The 19,885-nt window shown below is 45.3% G+C and carries 23 protein-coding genes; 18 read left to right on the forward strand and 5 right to left on the reverse strand.

The window, feature by feature from the left end:
- From CA600_RS27865 to CA600_RS27885, 5 genes are all read left to right on the forward strand, one after another.
- A partial coding sequence (locus tag CA600_RS27865; RefSeq protein WP_179281762.1) for a metal ABC transporter solute-binding protein, Zn/Mn family occupies positions 1-590 on the forward strand: 590 nt, incomplete at its 5' end.
- Positions 591-618: 28 nt separating this feature from the next.
- The gene (gene rpsN, locus CA600_RS27870) at positions 619-888 is read left to right on the forward strand and encodes a 30S ribosomal protein S14 (protein WP_094874382.1); all 270 of its coding nucleotides are present in this window, start codon (positions 619-621) and stop codon (positions 886-888) included.
- A 186-nt stretch (positions 889-1,074) separates the two neighbouring features.
- A complete protein-coding gene (locus CA600_RS27875; protein ID WP_094874383.1) occupies positions 1,075-1,512 on the forward strand; it encodes a DUF6157 family protein in 438 nt (145 codons plus the stop codon).
- On the forward strand, positions 1,490-2,263 hold the full coding sequence (locus tag CA600_RS27880) for a GNAT family N-acetyltransferase (RefSeq protein WP_143812211.1): 774 nt from the start codon (positions 1,490-1,492) through the stop codon (positions 2,261-2,263). The genes CA600_RS27875 and CA600_RS27880 overlap by 23 nt, the downstream gene beginning before the upstream one ends.
- A 290-nt stretch (positions 2,264-2,553) precedes the next feature.
- Positions 2,554-2,802: a class I SAM-dependent methyltransferase gene (locus CA600_RS27885; RefSeq protein ID WP_179281764.1), complete on the forward strand. Its 249-nt coding sequence runs from the start codon at positions 2,554-2,556 to the stop codon at positions 2,800-2,802.
- 269 nt (positions 2,803-3,071) lie between these two features.
- Here the strand turns inward: CA600_RS27885 and CA600_RS27890 are convergent, their stop codons facing one another.
- Together CA600_RS27890 and CA600_RS27895 are read right to left on the reverse strand one after the other, a co-directional pair.
- Positions 3,072-3,875: an MBL fold metallo-hydrolase gene (locus tag CA600_RS27890; protein ID WP_094874386.1), complete on the reverse strand. Its 804-nt coding sequence runs from the start codon at positions 3,873-3,875 to the stop codon at positions 3,072-3,074.
- A gap of 146 nt (positions 3,876-4,021) precedes the next feature.
- Entirely contained in the window at positions 4,022-4,606 is a 585-nt protein-coding gene (locus CA600_RS27895; protein ID WP_094874387.1) for a helix-turn-helix domain-containing protein, read from the reverse strand.
- 164 nt (positions 4,607-4,770) lie between these two features.
- Between CA600_RS27895 and CA600_RS27900 the strand changes: the two genes are divergently transcribed.
- The 9 genes from CA600_RS27900 (at position 4,771) to CA600_RS27940 (ending at position 10,540) form a co-directional block, all read left to right on the forward strand.
- Complete coding sequence (locus CA600_RS27900; protein WP_042126253.1) at positions 4,771-5,058, forward strand: Dabb family protein; 288 nt, start codon at positions 4,771-4,773, stop codon at positions 5,056-5,058.
- Between the two features lie 210 nt (positions 5,059-5,268).
- Positions 5,269-5,709 carry a DUF86 domain-containing protein gene (locus CA600_RS27905; protein WP_042186787.1) on the forward strand — a complete coding sequence of 147 codons (441 nt, stop codon included), beginning with the start codon at positions 5,269-5,271 and terminating at the stop codon, positions 5,707-5,709.
- Positions 5,710-5,768: 59 nt separating this feature from the next.
- Positions 5,769-6,434 (forward strand): helix-turn-helix transcriptional regulator, encoded by a 666-nt coding sequence (locus CA600_RS27910; protein WP_094874388.1) that lies wholly within the window; start codon positions 5,769-5,771, stop codon positions 6,432-6,434.
- Positions 6,435-6,534: 100 nt separating this feature from the next.
- Positions 6,535-6,987 (forward strand): YtxH domain-containing protein, encoded by a 453-nt coding sequence (locus CA600_RS27915; protein WP_094874389.1) that lies wholly within the window; start codon positions 6,535-6,537, stop codon positions 6,985-6,987.
- A gap of 254 nt (positions 6,988-7,241) precedes the next feature.
- Positions 7,242-8,048: a glutamate racemase gene (racE, locus tag CA600_RS27920; protein ID WP_042193608.1), complete on the forward strand. Its 807-nt coding sequence runs from the start codon at positions 7,242-7,244 to the stop codon at positions 8,046-8,048.
- A 212-nt stretch (positions 8,049-8,260) separates the two neighbouring features.
- A complete protein-coding gene (locus tag CA600_RS27925; protein ID WP_094874390.1) occupies positions 8,261-9,475 on the forward strand; it encodes a M14 family metallopeptidase in 1,215 nt (404 codons plus the stop codon).
- Between the two features lie 104 nt (positions 9,476-9,579).
- Positions 9,580-9,831 carry a hypothetical protein gene (locus tag CA600_RS27930; protein WP_094874391.1) on the forward strand — a complete coding sequence of 84 codons (252 nt, stop codon included), beginning with the start codon at positions 9,580-9,582 and terminating at the stop codon, positions 9,829-9,831.
- 125 nt (positions 9,832-9,956) lie between these two features.
- Complete coding sequence (locus tag CA600_RS27935; RefSeq protein ID WP_042126263.1) at positions 9,957-10,259, forward strand: HesB/IscA family protein; 303 nt, start codon at positions 9,957-9,959, stop codon at positions 10,257-10,259.
- A gap of 41 nt (positions 10,260-10,300) precedes the next feature.
- On the forward strand, positions 10,301-10,540 hold the full coding sequence (locus CA600_RS27940; protein WP_042126265.1) for a DUF1450 domain-containing protein: 240 nt from the start codon (positions 10,301-10,303) through the stop codon (positions 10,538-10,540).
- An 86-nt stretch (positions 10,541-10,626) separates the two neighbouring features.
- Here the strand turns inward: CA600_RS27940 and CA600_RS27945 are convergent, their stop codons facing one another.
- Positions 10,627-12,597, reverse strand: a complete 1,971-nt coding sequence (locus tag CA600_RS27945) for an LTA synthase family protein (RefSeq protein ID WP_094874398.1) — start codon at positions 12,595-12,597, stop codon at positions 10,627-10,629.
- A gap of 203 nt (positions 12,598-12,800) precedes the next feature.
- On the reverse strand, positions 12,801-13,940 hold the full coding sequence (locus tag CA600_RS27950) for a THUMP domain-containing class I SAM-dependent RNA methyltransferase (protein ID WP_094874392.1): 1,140 nt from the start codon (positions 13,938-13,940) through the stop codon (positions 12,801-12,803).
- 180 nt (positions 13,941-14,120) lie between these two features.
- On the opposite strand from CA600_RS27950, the gene CA600_RS27955 reads away from it, so the two are divergent.
- Positions 14,121-14,750 (forward strand): O-methyltransferase, encoded by a 630-nt coding sequence (locus CA600_RS27955; protein ID WP_094874393.1) that lies wholly within the window; start codon positions 14,121-14,123, stop codon positions 14,748-14,750.
- 7 nt (positions 14,751-14,757) lie between these two features.
- Here the strand turns inward: CA600_RS27955 and CA600_RS27960 are convergent, their stop codons facing one another.
- Positions 14,758-15,978, reverse strand: coding sequence for an MFS transporter (locus tag CA600_RS27960; RefSeq protein WP_094874394.1), 1,221 nt, complete (start codon positions 15,976-15,978; stop codon positions 14,758-14,760).
- 278 nt (positions 15,979-16,256) lie between these two features.
- Here CA600_RS27960 and hemE point away from each other — a divergent pair, with 278 nt between their 5' ends.
- Genes hemE through hemG form a run of 3 tightly spaced genes read left to right on the forward strand, consistent with a single transcriptional unit; the run spans position 16,257 to position 19,728 of the window.
- Positions 16,257-17,318, forward strand: a complete 1,062-nt coding sequence (hemE, locus tag CA600_RS27965) for a uroporphyrinogen decarboxylase (protein WP_094874395.1) — start codon at positions 16,257-16,259, stop codon at positions 17,316-17,318.
- 35 nt (positions 17,319-17,353) lie between these two features.
- The gene (hemH, locus tag CA600_RS27970) at positions 17,354-18,310 is read left to right on the forward strand and encodes a ferrochelatase (protein WP_094874396.1); all 957 of its coding nucleotides are present in this window, start codon (positions 17,354-17,356) and stop codon (positions 18,308-18,310) included.
- Positions 18,307-19,728, forward strand: coding sequence for a protoporphyrinogen oxidase (hemG, locus tag CA600_RS27975; RefSeq protein ID WP_094874397.1), 1,422 nt, complete (start codon positions 18,307-18,309; stop codon positions 19,726-19,728). The genes hemH and hemG overlap by 4 nt, the downstream gene beginning before the upstream one ends.
- Positions 19,729-19,885: the final 157 nt, after the last annotated feature.

Below are 19,885 nucleotides of genomic sequence, written 5' to 3' on the forward strand. Positions count from 1 at the left end.
GCGAACATGTTCACGAAGAAGGCGAACATGCCCATGAAGAGCATACGCATGATCATGACCATGGTGGATTAGACCCCCATGTGTGGCTCAGTCCAGTGCTTGCTATTCAAGAAGTGCGTAACATTGAAGCGGCTTTATCTGCGGCTGCGCCTGACAATGCAAAAGCTTTCAAGGCGAATGCAGATGCTTATGTAGCTAAGCTGGAGCAGCTGGATCAAGCGTTTAAGGATGAACTTAAGGAAACTAAACGTAAGGATTTCATCACCCAGCATGCGGCTTTCGGTTACCTCGCCAAGCAGTATGGATTAACTCAGGTCCCGATTGCCGGATTATCACCGGAGCAGGAACCTTCTGCAGCGAATATGAGCAAAATTGTGGAGTTTGCAAAAGAGCATGAGGTGAAGACGATTTTCTTCGAGACGCTTGTATCCTCAGGTGTGGCTGATACTATCGCTAAGGAGATTGGTGCCAAAACAGCCGTTCTAAACCCGATTGAAGGCTTAACAGAAGAGGATCGTAGTCAGAGCCTGGATTATTTGGGGATCATGCGTCAGAACCTGGAAGCCTTGAAGAGTGCATTAAACGAGTAGAACATTCAGAAGTGGAAGGAGAACCACAATGGCCAAGAAATCAAAAATTGTGAAAGAATTGAAGAGACAGGAGCTAGTGGAAAAATATGCAGCTAAAAGAAAAGAACTAAAAGAAAAAGGAGACTATATGGCCTTGCAAAAGCTGCCGCGTGATTCCTCCCCAACTCGTCAAAAAAATAGATGTCAAGTATCCGGAAGGCCGCGGGGATATTTACGGAAGTTTAATGTTTCCCGGATTGTATTCCGTGAATTGGCGCATAAAGGTCAAATTCCCGGGATCACAAAGTCGAGCTGGTAGAAGTAAGCTTTGCTAATCAGAGAACACTAAGAGAACGGTCAACCCTTCATCATTTAGAAGATTGGCCGTTTTTGTTGTTTTTGTTGCTTCAATTTCATGGACTTCAGAAAATCCGGCTATGCTTAGCATAGGATGATGATTTATCATATAAGGAATATATTTCTATTCCGTATGGAGGCGATGCAAATGAGCTATACCGATACTTTTATTCGTGTAGCAGAGGATTGTCCAGTGGAGACCGGAGTACCTCCGATGTCTTGCCGAACGCTCCCGCCTGCACATGTGATTCAATATGAACTGCTTATGAATGAACCTTACCAATACAACCATGAAGAACTTCTTTATGAGGTTCATGTGCGTCATAAACAAATCCCTCTAGAAGATCGAGTGACTCGTAAGGAGGAAATATGGAACGAGCTATTTTCCAGAAACCACCCTTGCCTGCGGGCGTCATTGCTGGCGAAGCGGTTTGGCTGGGGAGTTCATTTTAACAGTGAAGGAAAGATAGCTCTTTACGGTAAAGAATCGCCCGAATACGACTTCTACACCTCCCAAGGAGAGGTAACTACTGTAAAGCTGTTGCTTGCGATGCGCAACAAACGTGCCTCGAAGGGAGAGGGTTGAACTGTATAAATTCATAGAAGAAATCACACTGAATACTTGGCCGGCAGAGCAGAGCGTGCTTCTGAAGGGATGGATTCTACGTACTGCAGCAGGTTATACAAAACGGGCCAATTCGGTCAATCCGTTATATGGGGCAGGGCACTGCACGGCAGATTTAGGCGGTCAAATCAAGCTTGCGGAGCAGTATTATGAACAGGCTGGGCTAAAGCCAGTCTTTAAAATAACTCCCTATACCCAGCCTGCAAACCTTGATGAGAGGCTAGAGGAGCATGGTTACACCATAGTGGAGCCTTCATCAGTAAGATTGCTTGATCTGGAGGACTTAGCGACCCCTGATCTACGATTTACTGTTCAAGTGTCAGAGAGTTTAACTGAAGAATGGTTAAACGTCTTCAGTGAGCTTACCGAACTGACCGATAAGAACCGTGAAACCTTAACCAGAATGTTGTCCGCGTCGCATTTAAGACAAGGTTATGTCCTATTGTATAACAATGGTGCACCTACTGCTTGTGGTCTTGGTGTGATTCAGAACGGTTACATGGGCCTGTATGATATTGTCACTGCTTCTGAATACCGTAGACAGGGGATGGCAGAGCAGTTACTGCTTGCTTTGCTTCACTGGGGGAAATCACAGGGAGCTATGGCCTCTTTCCTGCAAGTGGTACAAGCTAATGCTGGAGCTTCAGCCTTGTATGACAAACTGGGCTTTAAGGAGATTTATCAGTATTGGTATAGGGTGCTGGGAAGCTAGTGTGAGGAGTGGAAGAAAATCTATCTCCGAATATTGGAGTCGAAGATTTGCGCAAGAAGGCATGATCTGGGGGAGTGAACCTAGTCCTACAGCTCAGGCAGCAAGGAATATTTTTCGGCAGCATAATGTGAAGTCAGTTCTAGTCCCAGGTTCAGGATATGGACGAAATACGAAGGTATTCTCAGAAGAGTTTAAGACCTTCGGCGTTGAGTTAAGCGTGGAGGCGCTAAAGATGGCGACAGAGTGGGACTCTAGGAGTCATTTTTTTAGGTTCAGTGCTAGACTCTATTTTGGAAGAAAAGGTAGATGCCATCTATTGCTATGACATGCTGCATTTATTTCTCGAAGAGGATCGTAGAAGATTGGTGGCTAATTGTCTGGAACAGTTACAGCCAGATGGATGGCTCTATTTCACCAGCTTTTCCGATGAGGACGCAAATAACGGCTGTGGAGCACTTTTGGAGCCGGGAACCTACGAATATAAAGAAGGGAAATGTGCCCACTTTTTCAGCGATGTGGAATTAAATTTCAATACCTAGAAGTAGAGCAGCTCTTAATTCTCTTCGAAACGTGAGAGGTAGTTGTTTCGCTGATAATGAGGGAAAACCTCCCTGAAATTTAGCAAATATTGCTTGAAATCCATGGTTTTAAGGGAAAAACTCCCTAATAATTCGTTGAATATCCTTTGAATTGGCTATTTCAAGTGAATTAAAGGGAGTTTTTCCCGGATTATGCTTTGAGAGGGATGCTCGCCCGGATAAATAGGGACTTTTTCCCTAATTCTAGTTGAATGATAAAAGCACCTTACTTACACAAACTTTCCTTGACCCGGCAGCGCCATTTCTTTGAAATTTTTGCATAAATGAGCAAGCTGAGTAGATAGTTTCTCACCCTCCATCGGTACCCCATGTCCAGAGAGAACGATATGAGGATTGAGCAGTGCAAGGGTGCGGACCGACTTTTCCGCATCTTCCCAGTCTGTCGTGAAATAAGAGGGAGGGCCATGCACCACCTGATGCTGAGTCGCCACAGCGAATACCGATTCTTGTTTGACCGTAAGGAAAGTGTCACCAGCAATTAGCACCTTATCCTCTGGTCTGAACAGGGAAATATGTCCCGGACTATGCCCAGGAGTATGGACCCATTTCCAGCCGTGTGCTCCAGGGACGGTCCTGTCTTCCGGCAACGGATGGATGGCTGATCCAAGGTCGATGCCATGATGGGAGAATAATGAGGACACCATACTCATCAGCCCGCCGCCTACGGCCGGATCGGCTGGCGGATAATCCGCTTTACCTGTTAAATAAGGAAGCTCTAGTGGATGAGCATACACGGGTACATTCCATTCCTCAATAAGCTTTTTCACACCCCCGATATGATCAAAATGCCCATGCGTCAAGACAATTGCCACCGGAGGCTTCTCAAACTTCTCCTTAGCAAAATCAATAATATGGTCTGTGTATGAGCTTAGCCCCGTATCTACAATGATCCAGTCCGAATGGGGCTGGCCGATGAATGCGCAATTTACGAACATGGTTCGCAGTCCGATGACACCAGGGGCCACGTCCCAAGTATCGGTGTAGCCTTCAGATAGTATTCCGTCAAGTCTCATCTTACACCTCCTGTTCCGTTCTTAGTTCTGTACGTGGTACCTAAGCAGTAGTATGACCTTTTTTCGAGAAAAAAATATGGCAAAAAACCCTTTTCATGAATTCATGAAAAAGGGTTGGCATTGCACTTATAAACGAAGTGATCACATTAGAGCGTTCCGCAGTCTGCAAATAGAATATGGCGTGGAATCCGGAAGAAGGCTTCGGCTTTTTCCTGCAGAGCAGGGGTAGGCAGATGGCTGCTGTGCAACCATTTTCGAAACGTTCCGGGATGAACGCCTATCCAAATACTTACATCGGTAACGGAAAAATCGTAAACCATACAGAGACCGGTCAGAATCACATTGCTACGTGGAGAACTGGTAATACTTCTTTTCATAAATCGCGAAGGTGTTGGTTGACATACAATTGGACTTTGACGAATCAGTGCTTCATTAAACAAAATGTGGGGCGGGTACCCGAGTAGGCGGCAGGTCTTGTCAATGTTATTGTTGGAAGGGATACGACCTTCGTATACCCAGGCACTTACGCTGCGAGAGGATATACCCAGATCTTCTGCGAGTTTTGAAAGTTTGATATCCTTAGCCATCAATACAGCAAGTAACACACGGTTTCTAATCTGGCTACGCTTTGGACGGCGGAATCTTTTTACACGAACGCCTTGTCCAAGATATTTGCGGTTGATCAGAGACCACGCCTGGATATTATGAGTTTCTTGTTGGTTACTAGGCATAATTCCTCCGATTTTTTAAAAATATACTACAACACTTTCCTGTACATCGGCAATGGTTAATGCTGCTATTTCTGTAATCACCTTTTAAGTTTCTTTCAGAACACGTAAGCTTATGATATATTTTTAATATCTAATTACAATATTACAACAGGGAGCGAGTTAGAATGATCAAGCATATTGTGTTTTTTAAATTGAAGGACCGGTCCGAAGAAAGCGTTGCGGCAACGGTAGCCGTACTGCGAAATATGGAAGGTAAAATTCCGCAGCTCCTTTCGATTGAAGTGGGTGCTGATATCATTCATTCTGATCGATCCTTTGATATTGCTCTAGTTACGGTGGTAGCTTCTCTAGATGATTTACAGGCTTATCAGGTTCATCCCGCGCACAAGGAAGTTATAGCTCATATTAATGAAGTTAAAGAACTTTCAATTGCTGTGGATTACGTAATTTAAGCAGTCTACTGATTAACAAGCATCATCATTTTATACCGGAAGCGGTGACAGGAATGCGTGAGCTCGAGTATCCGATGGAAGCGTTAACTTATTTGGTCGTTTTTCTTGCGGCATGTTTCATTATGTTCTTCTGGCTGAAACGCCGCGGCAAACGCGGTAAGTAGGGATAATGCAGATTTCTCTAACTATTTTTGACATGGGGGTATTGCTGTGTATTATGTCAACCGCAAACAAATCGAAACCATTCTTGCTCAAATCCCAGATATAACGACGGGTCTTCGGACTGTAACAGCTTCATGGGATGGCAATACTTTAACCGGACTAATACAAGAACGTTGCCTTCATCTGGCGATAGAGGTGGTTACGGACGTTGGTAGTTGTCTGATTGACGGTTTTATTATGCGCGATGCTGGAAGTTATGAGGATATCATTTCAATCATACATGAAGAAAAAGTGCTAGGTAAAAGTGAGATCTACGAGCGATTGATAGAGCTTGTCGCACTTCGTAAGCCGCTCGTGCAGGATTATTTTGCCTGGGAAAGAGAAGCGCTGCACCCGCTCACACCAATCCTTTCAGAGGTGCTAGAGAAGTTTGCTGTTGAAGTAGGGAATTATTTGGATCAGGAACTTGGGTCCGGTGTAACGCTATAATAGCATAAGATAGAATCATATAAAATAGGCGGTAGCCGTGAAAGAGAGGGGGTTCCTTTATGATGAAGATGGGGCAGGAAAATGGATCGACAAGGCACTTGATTATGACGCTCCTGAAGACGAAAGGACCACTGACCATCGGCGCGCTGGCAGAAGAATTGGGAATTACAGAGATGGGTGTCCGTCGCCATGTGCTTCAGCTGGAGCAGGAGGGACTTGCTAAGACAAAAGTGGTTCGGCAAGCGATGGGGCGGCCTTTACATATGTATTCTTTAACAGAGAAGTCCGAAGAGTATTTTCCAAAAAGTTATCACAATCTGGCTTTGGAGCTTCTGCGTGAATTGGATTATGGCAGTGGATTGGATGCTGTTAATACATTGTTTGAGGGACGCCGTCGCCGGATGCTCACACAGTATGCACCAATGATGGAACGCCGGAGTTTGGAAGAACGAGTAGCTGAGTTATCGTCGATCCAAAACGCCGGTGGATATATGGCAGAGTGGAACCGTGAAGAGGATGGTTCGTTTGTCATAAGAGAATACAACTGCCCGATTCGCCAGGTGGCTACTCAGTATCGTAAAGCTTGTCAATGCGAGCATAGCCTATTTGAGGAATTGCTGGATGCTAAGGTTACACGAAGTGAATGTATGGCAGAAGGCGGACAATGCTGCCGATACGCAATTGCACCCAAAAATGTAACAGACAAAACTTCTGAAAAGTCGTAATAATTAGTCACAAGACAAACTCCTGCTGCTTATGATATAGCAGATATAGGCATTAGCCCGGTAGAGCGGGGAGCAATGAATTTAAAGGAGAGATGAAACGATGAAAAAGGACACTAAAGGTTTGTTATGGGGAGCTTTAGTCGGAAGTGTGGTTGGATCAGTGACAGCACTTCTGTTCGCGCCTAAGCCAGGTAAAGAGCTGCGCAAGGATATTGCGGAAGGAACAGCTGCCGGCATTGAAAAGGTACAGGGAATTGCCGTGCAGGCTGGAGACAAGAGCGTTGAGCTGTACGACAAAGCTAAGGATTCTATAGGTCATGTAGTCCATGAGGTTCGCGAATGGAGCAAATCATGTTCGAATGCTGTAGAAGAAGATACTGCTACTGTAGCAGTAAGTGGAATTGCTACGGAAGAAACGATTCAAGAGGCTGCGGCTACTTTGGAAGAGGTAACGGAGTTAGAGGTTTTACCTGTTAGTGATGAAGTAAGCAGTGAAGAAGCTAGCCTTGAAGAAGCTCAAACAGATGACAAGGACAATAACGAAATCGCATAATGAAACAGTGGATGGAGTGTTTGGTTTTACGGTCAAAAAGTACTTATTCTCTTTTAATAGAGCCGCTTTTTCGCATTGGGCGGAGAGTGGCTTTTTTATTTCATTTTTAAGGACCTGTGAAATAATGTAAAAAGTCTTGTCTTGAACAAAGAGTCCAAAAGGAGTATTATCTGCAATTGGGGCTGAAAGTCAGGTACATTTTGTTTTCGGCTTACATAAGCTACACAAAACAAGTAGAAGGAAGCGGTGTGTTCGTGCAGCAAGCTATTGCAATATTAGACTCAGGTGTGGGAGGGCTAACAGTTGTCAAAGAAGTGATGAGGCAACTCCCGCGGGAGAAGATCATTTATTTCGGAGATACGGCCCGAGCTCCGTACGGACCCCGTTCGACCGAGGAAGTAACATTGTTTACAGAACAAATTGTAGATTATTTGATCCAGTTTAATCCTAAAATGATTGTTATCGCTTGTAATACCGCAACAGCTGCGGCACTCGATTATATCTCAGCCAAGGTCTCTATTCCTGTCATTGGGGTGATTCATCCCGGAGCCCGTGCTGCAATTAGCGCGACCAAAAGCGGACATGTCGGCGTGATCGGTACAATAGGAACCATCGGCAGCGGGGCTTATACTAATGCACTAAAGCAGCTGTCTCCTTTTGTTGAGGTTGTAAGTCAAGCCTGCCCAGCGCTTGTCCCACTCGTTGAGCAAGGTATGTTCCGCTCAGAGAAAAGTTATGAAATTGTAGAGCAGGCATTGGAAGGCATTAAAGATAATAACATCGATACTTTAATTTTAGGATGCACTCATTATCCATTTCTTGTTGAGCCTATTGGTGAGACCATGGGACCGGGAGTCAAACTGATCAGTTCCGCAGATGAGACAGCTCGTGAGATCAGTACGATTTTATACGATAAAGGCAAGCTGTCTATCGGGGATGAAAGTCCAATTCATCAGTTCTTCTGCAGTGGGGATGCTGAAATGTTTCAGCGAATTGCCCGTGACTGGCTTGGAGAACAAATTAAACGCACCCCAGTAGTATGGCAAGTATCCACGTTATAAGCAGAGCAATGTTGAATTGAATAGGGACAAACTCTACGGAGTGTAAGATAAAATAGGCTGGGAAGCATAATTCCCAGCCTATTTTATCTTCTTGTGATTCATTTCTCCTTCATGCAAGGTAGTGGCTCTTGCATACAATAGAGTTAAGTGCTGTTTGCTGCTATTTTTGTATCCGCCGTATCAGCAATTTAAGGCCGAGAGGATGAGACCTAATGCGACAATATATTGCAAGCAGGGGAGATACCGTAAGCCGAATTGCCGCCCTGCATGGATTAACCCCTGAGCATGTCATTCAAGGCAATCCATGGGTTGGGAGACAGTCTTATTTATATCCGGGTCAGGTTTTATTTCTGCCGTCTTCGCCACGTAAAAGATATGCGGTGCAGGAAGGGGACGACCTTGAACGTATAACGTCATTATTCAATGTGAGTTTAGATGATTTGGAGAAGCTTAATCCAGGTGTGTCCTCAGGGCGTTTCTGTACACTGGGAAAAGTGCTCGTCATTCCACCTCCGATTCCAGAGCGAGTGGTATTCTTACGTGGAGAGTACGGTCCGGTTGATGTTGAGAAGGACATCAGCAGTCTGATTGCACAATATCCTTTTATACAAGCACATCCAATTGGCAACAGTGTGCTCGGCAAGCCAATTCATGTGCTTAAAATAGGCAAGGGAACCCGTCATTTGCATGTTAATGCGGCTCTACATGCTAATGAATGGCTGACCTCGCCTTGCCTGATGTCGTTCATAGAAGAGTATGCGGCAGCTTATGTTAAAGGTTTGGCATGGAATGGTCATTGTCCAGAGGAATGGTACAATAATTGGACCCTATGGGCTGTACCCATGGCTAACCCTGACGGTGTGGAGTTAGTGCAGGAGGGCGTTTTACCAGGCCACCCTTATTATGAGGACCTTATGATATGGAACGGGGGACGGCGGAGTTTTCGCCATTGGAAGGCCAATATACGCGGTGTGGATCTCGGGGATCAGTTCCCTGCCCATTGGGAAGAGGAACGGGAACGCCGTGGTGTAATCGGGCCCTCTCCGCGTGATTACAGTGGTCCTGAGGCGTTAAGTGAACCTGAGGCAGCCGCTCTAGCGGTACTTGCTGAGAACGCGCCCGGAGAAGCTGCAGTGTCTTTGCATAGCCAAGGAGGAGAGATCTACTGGAATTACCGGGGATATGAACCGCCCGAAAGCCGCGAATTAGCAACACGGTTGGCGGCTGCGAGTAGCTATCGTGCAGTCGAATTAACGGGCAGCGATGCCGGATATAAGGATTGGTTTATCCAAACCTTTCGCAAACCAGGATTTACTGTAGAGCTGGGGATCGGCAAAAATCCGTTGCCACTGGCAGATTTTGAGGATATGGCGTTAGAAACAGGTCTGATTTTGGGAACGATACTATCCAATGTGAAAAAATTATGAAACAATTACAGTAAACTTGCGTAACATAAACCATAGGGTATGGCCGCTGTCGTCACTACACGTTACCCGCGGCTGTATCCTTTTTACTTGGGAGGAGAGCCACTATGAAACTGAAAAAACTGCTGTCACTGAAACAATGGTCTACTATCTTCAGTAGTTCCTGGCGATATGTGATCTCCCCAAAAGTCGCAATAGGGGACAAGCTTTTATTCACAATCCCAGTGCTGCTCTATTGGGTGTTGCCGGATTTCATACCTTTTTTACCGATCGATGATATTGGTGTGACAATGCTCCTTATGGGCTGGTTCGTGTCACGGATGGGACGGAAATACCCGGCACTTCAGGCCGGAAACTAAGGCAGTGAAGTGAGATTTAGCTCGGATTGTGTATCTAATTTGTTAATATAGTTGCTTTTAGATATCATTTACCTTTAAAATAGGTAATTGAGTATTTAATTTAAGTACTAGGAGATGGATGATAGATGAAGGTCAAAATTACCCGCAATGCGGCTAAAGTGATAAAGAAACAAATGGAACTTGAAGGAAACAGCGAGCTGAAGCTTCGCGTAGCGATTACGCATGCTCACGGTGATCATGCTCACTACGGATTGGATTTGGACACGCCTAATGAGAATGATGTTGTAGTCTCGACAGATAAAGAAATCGATGTTATTCTTGATCCGAATCAACCGCTCCTTGATGGTGTGGTCGTTGATTATTTATATCTTCCTGAAGAAGGTTTTGTTATTACTAATCCATCTAAAGGTAATCACGGCGATCACTAAACGTTTCGCCTTAAATTTGGGACATAAAGAAGGGTTGCTCCATGGCTAACGATATACAAGTGTGCGATGAATGTAATTTTATGAAATTGAAAAGTATCATACCCAAACTGCAAAAGATGGCGCCTGATGCAGAGATCAAGGTCGGCTGTAAGTCGTACTGCGGTCCATGTGGCAAACGGGCCTTTGTATATGTTAATGGTCGTTATGTGAGTGCTCCAACAGAGGAAGAAGTGTTGAAGAAGGTAGAAGCTTTTATCAAGCAACCGGCCGTTCAGAAATAATGCAGAGGTCTTATCCATCAACTTAAAAAGCCCTAAACCCGTTCTGATGACGGAGTCTAGGGCTTTTTGTTTATAAAATCAAATATTTATGGTGCGGATTCTTCTTTTCGGAGCATCTTGATGCCATCGTATTTCATGATATCGTCTGAGATTTGCAGTCTTTGCTTGCTTGTCTCGAACCCGGTGCTACAACCCGCAACGTCTATAGCTTCGCGGCTGTCAAGGCTATAACAGGTGCCGTTGTTGAATTGTCCATTTTCACTTGGTAGATAGGATCTCTTCGCATTAGCAAAGGCACCGGTTCGCAGTGTCACAAGTCGCTCTTTGCCGCTGAACAGATTATTACCCATAAGATAATAAGGATCTTGTGAGATCCCCAGCAGATGGAGTAAGGAAGGTGTGAGATCCAATTGACCAGCCGGATTAGAATCAAGCACCGAGGTGTTATTACCCGGCAGATGAATGAGCAATGGAACTTGATGCATAATTTGATGCATGTCGAGTTTGCTTAAGCTTTTACCAAGAAATTGTTCGTAATAAGAGGTGTCTTGGATTGAGTTATCATGATCACCATAAAAGGCAAGGATCGTGTTATCCCACAACTCACGCTGCTTCATATCACTCACCAATTCACCTAGAGCTTCATCTGTATAATGAACAGCCTGCAAATAATCTCCGAAGATGGTACCTTTAAACTCCCCGGTATCAAGCCCTTGTTTAGCCGCAGGGAGAGAATATGGGTGATGACTAGATAGTGTAGTCAAAAAAGAGTAAAAGGGCTTCTGGATCGATTCTGCAGAATCCATAATATTTAGGGACTGCCGCAGGAATGATTTATCTCCCAATGACCAGCCTAGAGGCTCGTCGATCTTAAAGTCTTTTTTGCTATAAAAATGGTCATATCCCATCGCCTTATACATAATCTGCCGATTCCAGAAGCTTCCTTCATACGCATGGAAGGCATTGGTGCTATAGCCCTTGGACTTCAAAATGGCAGGTAACGTGTCGAATTGATGATCCGGGTAACGGACAAATACTGAGCCGGAGACCAGCGGATACATTGAACCATTCGAGGCGAAATCGGCATCGGAGGTTCGTCCTTGTGAGGTCTGATGATAGTAATTACTGAAGTAGGTATTCTCTTTGATTAGAGCGTTCAAATTAGGTGTGACCTCTTGTCCATTGATCGAACGTCCCACTACAAAATTCATAAAAGCTTCGGCCTGAATAACAACGATGTTGCTTCCGCTGTATTTTCCAAAGCTGTCGTTAAGAGCACTTTGCTCAGCATTGTGTTCATTGAACCAGAGCTTCATGGAGCTGGCTTCCTTTTGTGAAAGCTCAGGCTGCGGGCCTAAATGATCTTTGGTATACAAGTAAATATCATAACCATGAAATCCAATGAGTCCAGTAACGTTATACATCGCCAAGCTCCACCAATTACCAGTGAATAAACCCTTGGCCCACGTAGTGGCGTAAGAGTGGATAGGACCAAAGGTCAGAATGCAGCCTAATAGTAATGCAACGACTCCGTTAACGCTCTGTTTTAGTCCTCTTATTAAGCGTGAAGAGGGACGGAAATGACTTGTACGAGCATAATAGGCTGGCTGTTTATTATTATAGGTAGGCGTGTTCCGACGGAATAACACCACGCAAATGGTGTAAACCAGAAATATCAGCCAATCCGCGAACAAGTAGAGATCAGAGGGACGGAGTAGTGCAAAGATACTTCCGCCAAGTGCATCCATCTGTCCGGCTTGAAAAAGAACAGGAACGGTGATGAAATCCTGAAAGTAGCGATAGTAGACAATATCAGAATAAATAAGTAATGTCAGGAGCACGTTTATGATTATCAGGGCTATGGTCTGTCCACGTCGGGGGAGCCATAACACCCAAAATGATAACAGCATAACTGAACCGATAGCAATTAGCTTATCGAGACGGTTCATATCAATATTAGGGGCATGCAGGCCGCTGTGAAGAAACATTAGCTTAGCGAGCATAAGGACAAGAAAAAGGATGTAACCAATATAACGGGAGCGGACAATAGTGATCATTCTATCCGTTATCGATGAGCTGCTCCTACTAAATAGATCTCGTGACACGTTAAAGCCTCCTAGCGCAGAAGTTGAGTATGTAAGAAGAAACGGACACCGTCCTCAATCGAGGGAGATGTCCGTTCTTATATTTCTCGCATAAACGCTTACCATCCTTATAAGGACGCCGAAGGCGTTCATGCTTGGCGTAATTGTCTTCCGAATTATTTCAGATTTCTAGGTGGAAGTGGACCCAAGTATTGATAATATTGACACTCAATACGTCCGTTATACAACTTGCGACGCTTGTCCGCTTTACGGCCGTAATATTGTTCGAATTCCTTATAGGGACTAATCGCGAAGAATGACCAAGTCGGTAGATACAGCATCATTTCACCAAACTGGCGAGTCAGCTTCTCCACCTCTTTATCATTACTGATCCGTTCACCATATGGCGGGTTGGTAATGATACAGCCATATTCGCCTTGGGGTCTTGCTTTGGCGGCAGCCATCACGGTGAAGGTGATTTCTCCGGACAGGCCGGCGCTTTTAGCAGCGGCTTCAGCAATTTCTATAGCAGCAGGATCGATATCCGTGCCGGTTAGCTGCAACGGATAATCATCTCGCACGGCATCGAAAGCTTCTTCGCGAGCTTCTTCCCACAGATACTTAGGAATGACTGGCCAATGTTCTGAAGGGAAGGAACGACGTAGTCCCGGTGCAATGTTCCAAGCGATCATCGCGGCTTCGATCAACAATGTTCCCGAACCACAACATGGATCATATAGCGGCCGGTGGCCATTCCAGCGGCTAAGCTGGATTAAAGCGGCGGCCATCGTTTCCTTCAGTGGCGCTTCTGTAGCTTGTCTGCGGTATCCACGTTTGTGAAGAGCGGGTCCGGTGGTGTCTAGCGTAATAAGCGCGATATCATTTAACAGTATCACTTCGATCACATATCGAGGTCCGTTCTCTGGGAACCAGTCCGTATGATAGGAGAGCTTCAGCTTCTCGACGATAGCTTTTTTGACAATCCCTTGGGAAGCGGGTACACTCGTTAGTTGTGATTTATGGGATCGTCCTTCAACCGGAAATTCTCCATTCTCGGGAATCCAGTCTTCCCAAGGCAGCGCTTTAACACCCTCAAATAACTCATCGAAGGTTTTAGCGGGGAATTGACCCATTTTTACTAATACGCGGTCGGATGTACGCAGCCATAAATTACAGCGACAGATGTCGATATAATCACCACTGAACAATACACGACCGTTCTCGACCGTGGTCTCATAACCCAGTTCGTTTAATTCGCGCGCTACTACAGCTTCTAGTCCCATGGGGGCAGTAGCGATTAATTGTAATTTGCTCAAATACTCTCAACTCCGTTTAACTTGTAGATAAATACAAAAAGCCAGTACAATAAGAAAAGCATCCATACAAGTATAGGGGAATGCGGGACACTTCACAATGCCCGGCATTCCATAAATCATAAAATCTTCCCCGTCATCCCTTCATTCGAGAAAACGGGGGGTCATCAAAGGAGAAACTTTATGCTTACACAAGAAGAATACAGTGAACAACTTTATACCGAGGATGAAATCCTGCTTCAGGTAAAAGAAGCTATCGTTCAATCGGGTATGCCGGAGGTGTCTGTCGAGCCGGGGTACGGAAGACTGCTCACTATGCTTGTTAGACTGTCCCGCTCCACGCGTATTTTGGAAATTGGTGCACTTGGCGGCTACAGCGGGATTTGCTTATCTCGCGGCTTCACTGAAGGTGGCACGCTGACTTCGCTAGAGCTGAGGGCCGATTATGCCGAGCTTGCTCGCCGTAATTTAGAACTGGCCGGATTCGGGGATTCTACGGAATATAGAATAGGACCCGCTATGGACAGCCTGAAGGCACTGGACGAAGAGGGAGCTAAGTTCGATTTCTTCTTTATCGACGCAGACAAGATTAACTATACCAATTACTTGGAATATGCCATCAAGATGGCTAATCCAGGAGCGATCATTGCTGGTGATAATATCTTTCTCCGCGGACGGACGCTAAATACAGATCGAAATGGACCTGCCATTCTGGCTGTACGGCATTTCAATGAAATGATCGCCACCGATGACCGTCTGATCAGCACTTGTCTGCCAGCCTATGATGGACTGGCGTTGGCAATGGTGAAATAGCAGAAGATTAGCGAAATAGCCGTGGCGGAGTAGCTTTGTATAGCTTAACCCGGACCCATACAGTGTTTAACAGCAACAAGCTTCCGGAGATGATAAACAGTCCCTCAATACCAATATAACCAGATAGAAAGCCGCCTATGATAGCTCCTAGCATATTGCCCAGTGACAATGTGCTGCCGTTGAAGCCGAATGCGCGGCTTTCTTTCCCGTCAGGGGTATAAGACCGGATAAGCGCATTAACGCTGGGCAATAGGCCGCCCATAAAAATCCCCATGAGAAAGCGGACAATGATTAGCTGCCAAACGCTAGTAACGAATGCCTGCGGAATCAGGAATAGTGAAGCCCCGATTAAGGCGTAGGTCAGAATGCGATGTGCGCCGACTTTGTCACTCAGCTTGCCGAGCAAGGGGGAAGCCATCATGTTAGAGATCCCTGTAACTGCGCTGACCATTCCAGCTAAAAAGGCTATATTCTCAGCAGGCCCATTTAACTTTTCAACATAAAGCGGCAACAAGGCCATGGGGCTGATCATTGCAAATTGCAGCAAAAAGGTTACACCAAACAGTGCCGGGAGCTGAGGGATTTTGATCAATTCCTTCAAGCCCTCCATTACTGATACCTGCGGCTCTTGTGCCGCTTCTGCACGATCAAATTTCTCTTTAACGAGAAATAATGCCAGCAGAGAGGCGATAAAGAGCAAGGCACCAACGACATAAAAGATCGGACGAAATCCGATTAAATCAGCAAGAAAACCACCAATAAGTGGTCCAAGAATGGTACCTGCAACAGAACCCGACTGCATCAGCCCCATCGAAAATCCCATGCGTGCTTTGGGAGTAGTACCCGAAACGAGGGCGATGGAAGCGGGATTGAAGCCGGAGATTGTACCGTTTAGCAGTCGCAGTAAGAGCAGCTGCATAGGGGATTGTGCGAAACCCATTAACACCATAACGATAGCCATTCCAAAGCTGGAGCGCAGGAGCATGATTTTACGCCCATATTTGTCAGCGAGTTTCCCCCATAGTGGCTGGAAAATGAATGAAGTTAAAAAGTTTGCGGCAAAAATAAGGCCCGCCCAAATTCCAATTTCATGCTCACCCTGAACTCCAAGATCCTTAGCAAGATACAAGGTCAGGAACGGTGTAATCATCGTCATTCCGGCATTTACCAAGAATTGTCCGAACCAAAGCACTAAGAGGTTGACCTTCCATGTCTCCCATTTCTTCAAAGTGCTTTCACTTCCTTTCAAAGAATTTCAGAAAATACATGATTCACAGAAAAATAGACATTTTATCAGTATATCATTTTTTAAGCTTCAAAAGTGCAATACATGTCATAGTAATGTCATAGGATTGTCATTCCACGATCTTCGTTTTGCTTGTTACAACCTTTTAAAAAGGGCATAATAGTAAGTATGCCGATCAAGCATAAACGCCATCGGCGTTCTTATTAGGACGGTAAGCGTTTATTTTAAAAAATCCTATAAAATATAATGGAGATCTTATCATGACCTACAACGACACTTTTATCCGCGCCTGCAGAAAGCAGGAGACGGAGCACGTTCCCGTATGGTACATGCGGCAGGCCGGCCGTTATGATCCCGAGTACCGTAAAATCAAGGAAAAGTACACATTGCTTGAAATCTGCAAACAGCCTGAGTTGGCGGCTGAAGTAACCTTGATGCCTGTGCGCAAGCTAGGTGTGGACGCGGCCATTTTGTATTCAGACATTATGAATCCGGTCGCTTCTATCGGTGTGAAATTTGATATCGTCAAGGATATTGGCCCTGTGATCGAGAATCCGATTCGCTCTGCAGCAGATGTCGAGAGACTGAAGCCCATTGATGTTGAAGGCGATCTCGGACATATTTTGGAGACAATTGCAATTCTGGATAAGGAGCTGGACGTGCCCTTGATTACTTTCGCAGGCGCACCGTTCACCATTGCCAGCTATCTGATCGAAGGCAGACCTTCCAAAGGATATATTCGTACTAAAGAGCTAATGTACAGTGAACCCCGTGTCTGGGAAATGCTGATGGACAAGCTCGGCGATATGATTATCGCTTACCTCCGCAGTCACGTGCGTAGTGGTGGAAAAGCGTTTCAATTGTTCGACAGCTGGGTCGGTGCCCTTGCGCCACGCGATTTTGAAAAGTATGTGTTACCGACGGTTTCTCGTATTTTTTCCGAATTATCCGATCTTGATGTACCGAAAATATACTTTCCTGGTGTGAGCTCTGGCGAATTGCTACCTAGTCTTACGAAGCTTCAAGCGGATGTAATCGGGGTGGACTGGCGTGTGAGCTTATCCGAAGGTCGACGCAGAACAGGTGGGAAATTTGCGATTCAAGGCAACCTGGACCCGTATTTACTTACAGCGCCGATGGACGTCTTGAAGGAGCACGCGAAAGAGCTAATTGATGAAGGGGTACAAGAGCCGGGATATATCTTCAATCTGGGTCATGGCTTATTCCCGGAGGCTTCCTTAGAGAAGCTTAGAGAATTAACGGAATATATTCACGAATATTCACAGGAAGTATTGAAAGAATCAGCCAAACTGCGTTCTTAAAAATAGCCCATTAAATCTATAAGGGGATGGAATCCGTGACAGCAAAAATAGGTGTTCTCGTCATGTCGTATGGCACTCCTAAAAGCTTAGAAGACGTTGAAGCATATTACACTCATATTCGGCGAGGTAATCCGCCGACTGCGGAGCAGCTTAAAGAATTAACAGATCGCTATGAAGCGATTGTCGGGGGTGTATTCCCGCTGCGGGAGAATACAGACCGTCAAGTAGCTGCATTACAGGCAGCACTAAACGCGGATAAAGCTGAGGCGGATGTAGAATTTGTCTGCTATCAGGGTTTGAAGCATGCCTATCCGTTTATTGAGGACGGCGTCGAGGCTATGGCAAAGGATGGGATTACCCAAGCGGTTGGTGTTGTGCTTGCCCCTCACTATTCAAGCATGAGCGTGGGCGGCTACATCAAACGTGCTCAGGAAAAGGCTGATGCATGTAAAATCAACATGGGTTTTGTGGAGAGCTACCATATGCACCCAGTATTGATCGATGTTCTAAGCCGGAGAGTAACTGCGAAAATAGATCAATATATCGAAGCAGGTGCTACTCGCGATGAGATAAGGGTATTATTTAGCGCGCATAGCCTTCCAGAGCGTATTCTAGCTATGGGGGATCCTTATAAAGATCAACTATTGGAGACTTCAAAGGCTATTGCAGATCAAGCGGGGATAACCAATTGGCAGTTTACGTGGCAAAGCGCAGGACGGACCGCTGAACCATGGCTTGGACCAGACATTCTGGATACTCTTCAACAGCTTAGCAAGGAACAGGTAGAGTATGTTCTAGTGGCACCGATCGGGTTCGTATCCGATCATTTAGAAGTGCTGTATGACCTTGATATCGAGGCAACAGCCGTAGCTTCAGAGCTGGATATGCGTCTTATGCGGATTGAATCATTAAACAGCGATCCTGCGTACATGTCCGTATTGAGCGATGTTGTTCGTACAAGACTGAATCAAATGCCGGCCGGTCAATCATGACTGGTCCCTCTAGGCGAATTGTTATCATAGGCGGTGGGCTGAGTGGACTCAGCGCCGCCTTTTACATTCGTAAGTTTTACAAAAAAGCCGGCATGAAACCTGATATTGTGCTGCTAGAGAAAGAAAAGACTCTTGGTGGGAAGATCGAAACATTGCACCGGGATGGATTTGTGATTGAGAAAGGTCCGGATTCTTTTTTAGCTAGCAAAACAGAGATGATTGAATTGGCTAAGGAATTAGAGCTAGATCACGAGCTGGTGAACACAAATCCAAAGGCAGAGAAGACCTATATACTACAGCGTGACAAGCTTCATCCTATGCCTACCGGTCTGGTGCTTGGAATTCCTACTGAACTAAAGCCATTTCTATCAAGTGCTCTGGTTTCATTCGGTGGCAAAATACGCGCGCTGATGGACCTGATCCTTCCTCCTAAGCGGAGTAATGTCGATGAATCCCTCGGACAGCTGATTGAGCGACGTTTAGGTACTGAAGTGATGGAGAATTTGACCGAACCGCTATTAGCCGGTATGTATGCTGGGGATTTACACAAAGTCAGCCTACAGGCTACCTTTCCGCAGTTTGGAGAAGTAGAGCGGCAGTATGGTGGTCTTATTCGTGGATTCATCAAAGAACGGAATTCCTCCAAGACAAAAACGAGCACAAAGAACAGCACTTTTCTGACCTTTCGAAAAGGACTACAAAGTCTCGTGCATGGCTTGATTCATGAACTGCACGATGTAGAACAGCGAACTGAAGCTGCGGTGGTCTCTATACATGCTACAGAAACTAAAGCTTCTCGCTATGAGCTAGAACTGGAAAGTGGCGAACGGCTGCTTGCGGATGAAATATATATCACCACACCAAATTCTTTTGCTGCCGAACTTTTGCGTCCACATGTGGATGTTTCAGCACTCGATGCAGTAAATTATGTATCGGTTGCGAACTTAGTCTTGGCCTTCAACAAGAAAGATATCGAAATTGATGATGCAGGAGCAGGTTTTCTTGTACCACGTAAGGAAGGACGAAATATTACTGCTTGTACATGGACGTCTACGAATTGGCCGCATACGAGCCCGGAAGATAAAGTGCTTATGCGCTGTCATGTAGGCCGCTCCGGAGATGAGCAGAATGTTCAACTTCCAGATGAGGCGCTTACGGAACTAGTGAGTAAGGATTTACGAGAGATCTTGGGCATTACAGCGAAACCTATATTCACGGAAATTACTCGTTCGGAACATTCGATGCCACAGTATCCTGTTGGACATCTTGACAATCTTTCTAAATTCCATAGGGAGCTTGAAACCACACTTCCTGGGATATATGTCTTTGGAGCGGGATATGATGGAGTGGCAATGCCTGATTGTGTTAAGCAGGCTAAGCTTACAGCACAAAGCGCTGCAATGCGTATATCGAATTAATTGTTCATTTACGGGAGAGTTAGAATTATATAATCAACGGTGAAGCGAAGATTTTTTTGCTTCACCGTTTTTGTTTAAAACTAAGAACATACTATTTTAAAATATAAGAAAGTATAAGTTTTAGGCTATACTTTATGTCTTATATTTCTCGCTTAAA

This window comes from Paenibacillus sp. VTT E-133280 (assembly GCF_002264385.1).
GTDB classification, from domain to species: Bacteria; Bacillota; Bacilli; order Paenibacillales; family Paenibacillaceae; genus Paenibacillus_AQ; species Paenibacillus_AQ nitricinens.

What these genes read in the sequence shown, in the direction of transcription:
- CA600_RS27945 (WP_094874398.1), bottom strand. Translation starts at nt 12,597, where the DNA reads ATGATCACTATTGTCCGCTCCCGTTATATTGGTTACATCCTTTTTCTT.
- CA600_RS27915 (WP_094874389.1), top strand. Translation starts at nt 6,535, where the DNA reads ATGAAAAAGGACACTAAAGGTTTGTTATGGGGAGCTTTAGTCGGAAGT.
- CA600_RS27955 (WP_094874393.1), top strand. Translation starts at nt 14,121, where the DNA reads ATGCTTACACAAGAAGAATACAGTGAACAACTTTATACCGAGGATGAA.
- rpsN (WP_094874382.1), top strand. Translation starts at nt 619, where the DNA reads ATGGCCAAGAAATCAAAAATTGTGAAAGAATTGAAGAGACAGGAGCTA.
- CA600_RS27900 (WP_042126253.1), top strand. Translation starts at nt 4,771, where the DNA reads ATGATCAAGCATATTGTGTTTTTTAAATTGAAGGACCGGTCCGAAGAA.
- hemG (WP_094874397.1), top strand. Translation starts at nt 18,307, where the DNA reads ATGACTGGTCCCTCTAGGCGAATTGTTATCATAGGCGGTGGGCTGAGT.
- CA600_RS27925 (WP_094874390.1), top strand. Translation starts at nt 8,261, where the DNA reads ATGCGACAATATATTGCAAGCAGGGGAGATACCGTAAGCCGAATTGCC.
- CA600_RS27910 (WP_094874388.1), top strand. Translation starts at nt 5,769, where the DNA reads ATGATGAAGATGGGGCAGGAAAATGGATCGACAAGGCACTTGATTATG.
- CA600_RS27930 (WP_094874391.1), top strand. Translation starts at nt 9,580, where the DNA reads ATGAAACTGAAAAAACTGCTGTCACTGAAACAATGGTCTACTATCTTC.
- hemE (WP_094874395.1), top strand. Translation starts at nt 16,257, where the DNA reads ATGACCTACAACGACACTTTTATCCGCGCCTGCAGAAAGCAGGAGACG.
- CA600_RS27890 (WP_094874386.1), bottom strand. Translation starts at nt 3,875, where the DNA reads ATGAGACTTGACGGAATACTATCTGAAGGCTACACCGATACTTGGGAC.
- CA600_RS27875 (WP_094874383.1), top strand. Translation starts at nt 1,075, where the DNA reads ATGAGCTATACCGATACTTTTATTCGTGTAGCAGAGGATTGTCCAGTG.
- CA600_RS27895 (WP_094874387.1), bottom strand. Translation starts at nt 4,606, where the DNA reads ATGCCTAGTAACCAACAAGAAACTCATAATATCCAGGCGTGGTCTCTG.
- CA600_RS27935 (WP_042126263.1), top strand. Translation starts at nt 9,957, where the DNA reads ATGAAGGTCAAAATTACCCGCAATGCGGCTAAAGTGATAAAGAAACAA.
- CA600_RS27940 (WP_042126265.1), top strand. Translation starts at nt 10,301, where the DNA reads ATGGCTAACGATATACAAGTGTGCGATGAATGTAATTTTATGAAATTG.